Source organism: Phenylobacterium sp., assembly GCF_035276905.1.
Lineage (GTDB): Bacteria > Pseudomonadota > Alphaproteobacteria > Caulobacterales > Caulobacteraceae > Phenylobacterium.
Genome location: NZ_DATELG010000126.1, coordinates 1 through 7,182, shown reverse-complemented (window position 1 = coordinate 7,182; position 7,182 = coordinate 1). Strand labels below are relative to the sequence as shown.

The 7,182-nt window shown below is 69.6% G+C and carries 11 protein-coding genes; 8 read left to right on the top strand and 3 right to left on the bottom strand.

Annotated elements, in window-relative coordinates:
* Positions 1–126: 126 nt before the first annotated feature.
* Positions 127–783 (bottom strand): peptidase S24, encoded by a 657-nt coding sequence (locus VJS38_RS05810; protein WP_324087210.1) that lies wholly within the window; start codon positions 781–783, stop codon positions 127–129.
* A gap of 304 nt (positions 784–1,087) precedes the next feature.
* On the opposite strand from VJS38_RS05810, the gene VJS38_RS05805 reads away from it, so the two are divergent.
* Together VJS38_RS05805 and VJS38_RS05800 are read left to right on the top strand one after the other, a co-directional pair.
* Positions 1,088–1,603 (top strand): GcrA family cell cycle regulator, encoded by a 516-nt coding sequence (locus VJS38_RS05805; protein ID WP_324087209.1) that lies wholly within the window; start codon positions 1,088–1,090, stop codon positions 1,601–1,603.
* A 31-nt stretch (positions 1,604–1,634) separates the two neighbouring features.
* On the top strand, positions 1,635–2,264 hold the full coding sequence (locus VJS38_RS05800; protein WP_324087208.1) for a hypothetical protein: 630 nt from the start codon (positions 1,635–1,637) through the stop codon (positions 2,262–2,264).
* On the opposite strand, the gene VJS38_RS05795 is transcribed toward VJS38_RS05800, so the two are convergent.
* Positions 2,261–2,674: a hypothetical protein gene (locus VJS38_RS05795; protein WP_324087207.1), complete on the bottom strand. Its 414-nt coding sequence runs from the start codon at positions 2,672–2,674 to the stop codon at positions 2,261–2,263. The two genes, VJS38_RS05800 and VJS38_RS05795, sit on opposite strands and share 4 nt — an antisense overlap.
* Positions 2,675–2,911: 237 nt before the next feature.
* Between VJS38_RS05795 and VJS38_RS05790 the strand changes: the two genes are divergently transcribed.
* Entirely contained in the window at positions 2,912–3,325 is a 414-nt protein-coding gene (locus VJS38_RS05790) for a response regulator (protein ID WP_324087206.1), read from the top strand.
* Between the two features lie 110 nt (positions 3,326–3,435).
* Positions 3,436–3,627, top strand: coding sequence for a hypothetical protein (locus tag VJS38_RS05785; RefSeq protein WP_324087205.1), 192 nt, complete (start codon positions 3,436–3,438; stop codon positions 3,625–3,627).
* A 22-nt stretch (positions 3,628–3,649) separates the two neighbouring features.
* Here the strand turns inward: VJS38_RS05785 and VJS38_RS05780 are convergent, their stop codons facing one another.
* Complete coding sequence (locus VJS38_RS05780) at positions 3,650–4,093, bottom strand: glycine zipper 2TM domain-containing protein (protein ID WP_324087204.1); 444 nt, start codon at positions 4,091–4,093, stop codon at positions 3,650–3,652.
* A gap of 887 nt (positions 4,094–4,980) precedes the next feature.
* Here VJS38_RS05780 and VJS38_RS05775 point away from each other — a divergent pair.
* The 4 genes from VJS38_RS05775 to VJS38_RS05760 all read left to right on the top strand — a co-directional run.
* Positions 4,981–5,268 carry a hypothetical protein gene (locus tag VJS38_RS05775; protein WP_324087203.1) on the top strand — a complete coding sequence of 96 codons (288 nt, stop codon included), beginning with the start codon at positions 4,981–4,983 and terminating at the stop codon, positions 5,266–5,268.
* Positions 5,265–6,512 carry a terminase large subunit domain-containing protein gene (locus VJS38_RS05770; RefSeq protein WP_324087202.1) on the top strand — a complete coding sequence of 416 codons (1,248 nt, stop codon included), beginning with the start codon at positions 5,265–5,267 and terminating at the stop codon, positions 6,510–6,512. Before VJS38_RS05775 ends, VJS38_RS05770 begins: the two co-directional genes overlap by 4 nt.
* Positions 6,512–6,748, top strand: coding sequence for a spike base protein, RCAP_Rcc01079 family (locus VJS38_RS05765; RefSeq protein WP_324087201.1), 237 nt, complete (start codon positions 6,512–6,514; stop codon positions 6,746–6,748). Before VJS38_RS05770 ends, VJS38_RS05765 begins: the two co-directional genes overlap by 1 nt.
* The coding region (locus tag VJS38_RS05760; RefSeq protein WP_324087200.1) for a portal protein at positions 6,748–7,182 on the top strand (435 nt) is incomplete at its 3' end. The genes VJS38_RS05765 and VJS38_RS05760, both read left to right, overlap by 1 nt.

The following is a 7,182-nucleotide window of genomic DNA, read 5'->3' as shown; positions in this document are numbered from 1 at the left end:
GAGGCAGATGTCCGTGGCGTCTTGCAGGCCGAAGCGATCGGTTGGCATGTCTGAAATGGTATAAAAAATACCCGAAAAGTCAAGTCGAGGTAGCCGATCGACCGCTGCCCGACCTCCGGGGCGTGGTCAGGCGACTTGGCGCTCGTCTGCCCGGCGGATGATCCGGCGGGCCTGTTTCGGCGGAATGATCGCGGTGGGCTCGGCCGCCCAGCGCAGGCGGACGTCCTCGATCGGCGGCCCGACCTGGCTCTCCAGCACGAAGAGGCCGGGCTCGGAGCCGCGCAGCAGGCGCTTGAACAGCACCCGGCCGTCCTCGGTCTCGGCGATGCAGTAGTAGCCCAGCATGTCCGGGGTCGGCGGATTGCGCTGGTCCTCGAAGTAGATCAGCGATCCGTCCTCGGCCACCGCGCGCATGGAGTGGCCGACGACCTCGAGGGCCACGGCCGCCGAGGTTCCCCCTGGTGGAATCGGAACCATGTCAAAGCCTTCCTGGCCATCGGAGTGGATCACCGTCCCCTCCGTGTCGGCGCCGACGCGGCCGACGATGCGCACCATCGCCTCGCCGCCCGGCCGCACGGGACCGGTCTCGTCGTAGAGCCATTCGGCGCGCACGCCGAACGCCTCGGCGTAGTCCCGGGCCTTGCGGAAGGAGAAGGGCGCATTGCCGTTCTCATTCGACTTGTAGGTGTTCTCGTTCCAGCCGAAGCGCGCGGCCGCGTCGCTCGCACGCTCGAAGCCGGCGGCGATGCGCGCCTGGCGCAGGCGGTCGTGGCGTTCACCCATGCCCCGTGCCTTATCACGGGGCGCGGTATGAATGCTACCAAATCTCTTGACTCCTCGATGGTATCAAAAATACCGTAAGCCCATGCCCGCCTCATTCGCCCCTCTCCACTGCGCCGGTCGCAACCGTTGCGTGTTCATATTTTGTTCTAATCGCGCATGGCGACCCGATTGAGCGGCCTTGTCAATCCGCCGCGGAGTCGCGCGCGCGAGGCCGACCGCGTCGCCGACCTAGAACAAAACAAGAATATGCGGCTTGCTACGCCACAATCGGACGTAGCGGCCGCCTCAGCCTTCGGAGCTACCCATGACCTGGACCGATGCGCGGATCGCGCAGCTTACCCGCCTCTGGACCGAAGGGATCTCCGCCAGCGGCATCGCCGAGGCGCTGGGCGACGTCAGCCGCAGCGCGGTGCTCGGCAAGCTGCATCGGCTGCGCTTGCTGGCCAGCCGCCAGACGCCGGCCGCGCCGCGCCGTTACGATGGTCCGACGGGCGTTGCGTGTCCGTCGGGACGCATGAATCCGCCGCCGGTTCCGCTCGCGGCGAGGCCGCCCGAGCCTCCGCGATCCCCCTGGCAAGAGGCCGTGTTCGCGCCGCTTCCGGAAACGCTCGCGCGGCCGTGGCTGTCGCGCGAGCCGGGCGAGTGCGCGTTCCCGGTGGGCGGCGACGGCGACGCGCTCCTGTCGTGCTGCGCGGGGATCAGGCCGCGCAGCGCCTACTGCCCGGCCCATCACGCAATCGTCTTCAAGGTCCAGTCGCCCGCGGCCGTGGCCGCCGAGCAGCGGCGCTGGGCCGAGGCCGTCGAGCGGTGGGCGGCGTGAGGATGGCGGTTTTGAACGAAAGGAGTGCGGGATGATGCGACGCAAGGGCGGCGGACGGCCGCGCAAGGCCGGCCCCCGGCACCCGTCCGGCCAGCTGGTGCAGAAGGTCGAGCCCAACGCCAAGGTGATCGAACTGCGCCGGGCCTTGCTGGGGGAGGCGCCGCGCGCGCGGCTGGCGGACGCGGAGGACCCGATGAGCCTGGCGCGGGCGCGGGGCTGGATCAGCGCCGAGCAGCATCAGGCGGGGCTGCGCTACGCCGCCGCCTGGCGGCGCTCGCACCCGCAACATCGGCCCGCCGGCCTGGCGGAGACGGCCGAGCCAGCCGCCCGCGACCTGCGACGCTTGAGCGAGATGTCGGACGAGGAGGTCGCCGCGGCCTTCGAGACGGTGTTCTCGGACGCCGCCTCACGCGGGCCGCCGAGCGAGGCCGAACAGGTCGAGGCCCGGGCGCGCTACAACGCCATGAGCCGGGCGATGACCGCTGCTGAACAGGCGGAGGTGTTCCTCTGCTTCTGCCTGGCGTCTTGGCCGCAGTGGATCCTGCAGCGCTGCGCCGGGCGGTTCGACACGGCCTGGGAGCGCAAGCACCGGCTGCTGGTCAGCGGGCTGGAGACCCTTGCGGCCAAGCGCCCGCAGCGCTCCGCCGCGGCGCCCTGCTAGGGCGGAGCCGGCTCCGGCTCGGGCGCGCTGGGCGGGACGATGGGCGCGACTTCGGAGACGTCGGCGCCGTTCAGCGGCGCGGCCCGGGCCACCGTCACCGTCTCGACCGGCGCGGCGGGAGGCGCCTCGTCGGGCGCCGCGCGCGAATGCCGGCGCGGCTTGGGCGGCGGGCTTGCCGGTGGCGGCGTGACCGGGGCCATGTAGGCGAATGCGCCGACGGGGCCCGGCTGGGGCGCCTCCTTCGCCGGCATGACCACGACTTTGGCGGTGTTCACCGGGCGCGGCAGCTGCAACTGCTTGGTAAGCGCCGAGATGAAGCTTCCGGCCGCCACGGCCGCCAGCGCCAAGGCCGCGAAGCCCACGGCGGTCGGGCTGGTGAGGGGGCGCGGCGTCTCGCGGGTGCACTCCATGCCCTGGCGAACACACGGCCGGCGCCCGCTGTTCCGCGGGTCGAGCTTTCATTTGGCGAGATCTCTACGAAGACTTCCGGTGCGGCTCTCTGGCCGTATCTCGCCCCATTTTGGGCCCTCGGGCGCCGCTTTTGCACTGAATTTACCGTCAATTGACGTTGTGCATTTGTGATGTCTTAAGCACGTCGGTCGCCAGATGAGGGCAGTATAGTGGCTTAAGGCAGGGCCTTAACTATGTTGCCCGACGTACGTAGCGCGCAACCCGCCAAGCGTGTTCTCTATGTCGACGACAATGAGATCAACCTTCGCGTCGTAGCTGCGCTGATGGAAGCGCTGGGGGTCGGGGTGACCTGCTGCATTACGCCGCAGGAGGCGCTCGATCTACTGGAGCGCGAGGCGTTCGACGTCATCTTCACCGACATTCAGATGCCAGGGATGAGCGGTTTCGACGTCTTGCGCGAGATCCGCCACCGCCCGGGACCGAACCGCACGGCTCCCGTGGTGGCGCTCACCGCCGACCTGACGCGCACGGGCGCCCAGTACGGCGAACTCGGGTTCGACGGCTTCGTCCCCAAGCCGGTGGCGCTGCGGCCCCTGGCCGAGGCGCTGCTGCAATGCCTGCCGGCGAAGGGGCGGGCGTCGGCCGCCTGACCGGCCTGCAGACCCGGGATTTTTTCGGCCCGGCTTCACGATCGACAGGAAACCCTCGACCGTTCCTATCGTTTGTTGTTGCGCTCCTTCATTCAGCGGACGGCCACGCCATGACCGAAGCCCATTGCGAGACGGCGCTCAGGCAGATTCAGCGCGTCGTGACCATAGCTTCCGCGGACAACGCGCCGATCACCTTGTCGGAGGCGCTGGAGCAGATCGCCGAGACCTTGGACCTGGCGGGGTTCGCGCCTGGGATCGACGGGGGCCTGCGGGCGGCGGCGCTCGAGATCGCGCTGCAGTAGCCAGGTCCCCGGCGCGGACGGTTCAATAGCCGTACGGATCGTACGGCCGATAGCGGACGTCTTCCCGATAGCGGTAGGCGCGATAGCCGTCGTCGCGATAGCCATAGTCGGGCGCAGGCCGGCGCCAGGCGACCTGGCCGTAGTCGCGCGCCTCGCAGGCGTCGGACGACTTGGCGCTGCTGCGGCCGATGTTGTTGCCGATCACGGCGCCTGCGACCGCGCCGAGCGCGGCGCCGCCGGCGCGCCCGCCGTGGTGGCTGGCGAGGTTGGAGCCCAGGAGCGCGCCGGCGATGCCGCCGAGCACGGCGCCGGTCGTGCCGCGGTCGTGCTGGGTGGTCTGGCAGGGATCGGCGTAGCCGTAGCCATAGCCGTAGCGCCCGTAGTCCTGGGCGAAGCTCGGGGTGGCGGCTGCAGCCGCGCCAAGAACGGTCAGGGCGGCGGCGGAGAGGGCGGCGAAGGTCTTCATCGATTGCTTCCGTTTCCGGGCGGGGCGGAGGCCCCGTGTTGTCCGCATAAAGCGCCTGCGCCGCTGAACGACCTCTGAGGTCGCTGTTGTCCGGCGTTCAGGCTGGAGTTGCTACCGAGTTCTTCGTTTGTTCTTGATTGGGCGCCCTTTGTGTGGAAGCTTGGCCGTGAGCAGATCCGGAGCGCCTATGAGCACGCCCGTCGACGCGGCCGCCTTCCCGACGGGCAGGGCGGAGATCGATTATGACGCCGAGGACCTGGAGGGCTCGAGGCGCTCAACGCAGACGCCCGCGCCCACGTCGAAAGCTGGGCCTCGGCGCCGCCGATCGCCGAGGTCGTGCTGGCGTTTGGGGTCGCGCCGATGGTCGGCGTCTTCCTGGTGCGCTTCGCCGAGCCGATCGCCCGCGGCGAACTGGCGGGCGCCAGCGAGATGTGCGCGATCGCCGGCGACCTGCCGCCGATGTGCGGCGTAGGGGGTTGCGAGCGGCTGCAAATCAGCCCGCAATTCACGAAATGGCACGGTCGAAGTGGTGGGCGAGAGCCTCCCCGGGCGAGCGCCTTACTCCGCAGCTCTGCAAATCTTGTGCGAACAACGCTCCTGACGCCGCGCCAACGCGGCTGCGTATTTCTCCATCGACATGATGGGGTGGCCGAGCGAAGAAGATCAAAGAAAGGCGTTCGAGTAGCAACAGAAGCAGCTTGATCCCAATTGGAAGCCTGGCGACTTAGTCGCCTGACTCATCTATTCACGCCTTGCATCCGCCCGCAAATCACCGCGGAATTCATGAAATGAGATGATCGCCCTGGTGGCGGTCGAGGGCCTCGCGGGATCGCCGCGGGGCTTTTTCTTTGGGGCGCGGCGTCGCCCTTCCTGAAAAGCGAGGCCTTGTGGCGCGAACTCCGAAGCGGGCCGCCGCGCCCGCCTCCGCGGCCGAGATGCTGGTCGCCGTCCGGGCCTCGGGCCCGACCCCGCTCGACTACCTGGTTCAGGTGATGCGCGACGAGAGCCTGGACCTGGCCAAGCGGCTCGACGCCGCCAAGGCCGCCGCGCCCTATGTCCATCCGAGGCTGGCCAGCGTGGCGGTGGGCAACCAGGACGACAAACCGTTCGAACAGGTGATCCGATGGGCGCTGACCGAAGAAGAGGGGGCGCCGGACCCGTCGGCGAGATCGTGATCCCCTACCGGCCGCGCTCGGTGTGGCTGCCTTATCACCAGAGTCCGGCGCGCTGGCGGGTGGTGGTGGCGCACCGGCGGGCGGGCAAGACGGTGGCGGCGCTGAACGGGCTGATCCGCACGGCGCTGACCTGCGACAAGCCCAATCCGCGCTGCGCCTATGTCGCGCCCTACCTTGGCCAGGCCAAGGCGGTGGCCTGGGATCACCTCAAGCGGTTCACCGCGCCGATCCAGGGGGCGAGCTGGAACGAGGCGGAACTGCGGTGCGACCTGCCGAACGGCGGGCGTATCCGGCTGTTCGGGGCGGACAATCCCGACGCCCTGCGCGGTCTGTATCTGGACGACGTCGACTGTGACGAGTTCGGCGATTGGGACCCCAGGGCCTGGACCGAGGTGATCCGGCCGGCGCTGTCGGACCGGCAGGGGCGGGCGACCTTCACCGGCACGCCGCGCGGCAAGAACAGCTTCTTCGAGCTGCGCGAGCGCGCCGCCCGCGGCGAGCCCGGCTGGGCGCTCTGGGAGCTGAAGGCCTCGCAGACGGGCCTGCTCTCGCAGGAGGAACTGGCCGACGCCCGCAGCAGCATGGAGCCGCAGGCCTATGCGCGGGAATACGAGTGCAGCTTCGACGCCTCGGTCGAGGGCGCCTTCTACGCTGCGGAGCTGGCCAAGGCCGAGGCCGAGGGTCGCGTCTGCCGCGTTCCGATCGAGCCGCTGGTGCGGGTCGACACCTGGTGGGACCTGGGCATCGACGACGCGACGGCGATCTGGTTCGTGCAGGACGTCGGCCCCGAGCGGCGGATCGTCGACTACCTGGAAGTCTCGGGCGAGGGGCTGCCGCAGATCGTGCGCCGGCTGGAGGCCCGCGACTATCGCTTTGGCCGCCACGTGCTGCCGCACGACGCCGAGGCGCGAGAGCTGGGCACCGGCGTCAGCCGGGTCGAGACGCTGCGCGCGCTGGGCCTGCGCGATGTCCAGGTCGTTCCGCAGCAGACGGTGGCGGACGGGATCAATGCGGTGCGGCTGATGCTGGCGCGCTGCTGGTTCGACGCCGAGCGCTGTGGGCGCGGCCTCGAAGCGCTGAAGCAATACCGACGCGAGTGGGACGCCAAGCGCCAAGTCTGGCGCGAGCGGCCGCTCCACAACTGGGCGAGCCATGCGGCCGACGCCTTCCGCTACGGAGCGCTCGCGCGCCCCGTCCTTAGGGCCAGCGCCCCGCTGGTCATGCCAAGTCTTGGAATCGTCTGATGAGCTTCAACACCGCCAACACTCCCTCGGGACTGGTCGCGATCACACCGTCCGACACCGCCTTCGTCGACCTGGTCGGCGTGGTGGTGGGCGGGGCGGGCACGGTCAGCTTGGTCGACTCGCTGGGCGGCACGACCGCCGTCACCGCGCTGGCGGGGCAGACGATCGCCTGCCGGATCGTCCAGGTGAAGGCGAGCGGCACCACGGCTACGGGCCTTGTCGGGCTGAGGGCCTGATGGTGGCGGTCGAGCGTGAACGGGAAGGGCGCGGCAAGCTCCGCTACACCGAGGCCGATCTCCTGCGCATCGTCGACGACGAATGCCGCCGCTCGGTGGGATTCGGGGAGGGCGACACCGGCGAGCTCGCGCGGGTGCGGATCAAGGCCCAGGAGTACCGGCAGGGCAAGATTGTCGACCTCCAGGTGATCCGCGGCCGCTCGACGGCGGTGGACTCCACCCTGTCGGATGCGGTGGACACCTTGATGCCGGATGTGATGGAGGTGTTTTTCGGTGGCGACGACGTTGTGACCTTCCAGGCGGTGCGCACCCATTACCTGCGCATCGACGCCGACGGCGACGGCCAGCCGGAGATCTGGCGGATCGAGACCGACGGCGAGCAGCGGACGTTGCTGCAGAAGGAGCAGGTCCGCCAGATCCCGTTCGGGGCGCTG

What these genes read in the sequence shown, in the direction of transcription:
- VJS38_RS05810 (WP_324087210.1), bottom strand. Translation starts at nt 783, where the DNA reads ATGGGTGAACGCCACGACCGCCTGCGCCAGGCGCGCATCGCCGCCGGC.
- VJS38_RS05805 (WP_324087209.1), top strand. Translation starts at nt 1,088, where the DNA reads ATGACCTGGACCGATGCGCGGATCGCGCAGCTTACCCGCCTCTGGACC.
- VJS38_RS05800 (WP_324087208.1), top strand. Translation starts at nt 1,635, where the DNA reads ATGATGCGACGCAAGGGCGGCGGACGGCCGCGCAAGGCCGGCCCCCGG.
- VJS38_RS05795 (WP_324087207.1), bottom strand. Translation starts at nt 2,674, where the DNA reads ATGGAGTGCACCCGCGAGACGCCGCGCCCCCTCACCAGCCCGACCGCC.
- VJS38_RS05785 (WP_324087205.1), top strand. Translation starts at nt 3,436, where the DNA reads ATGACCGAAGCCCATTGCGAGACGGCGCTCAGGCAGATTCAGCGCGTC.
- VJS38_RS05780 (WP_324087204.1), bottom strand. Translation starts at nt 4,093, where the DNA reads ATGAAGACCTTCGCCGCCCTCTCCGCCGCCGCCCTGACCGTTCTTGGC.
- VJS38_RS05765 (WP_324087201.1), top strand. Translation starts at nt 6,512, where the DNA reads ATGAGCTTCAACACCGCCAACACTCCCTCGGGACTGGTCGCGATCACA.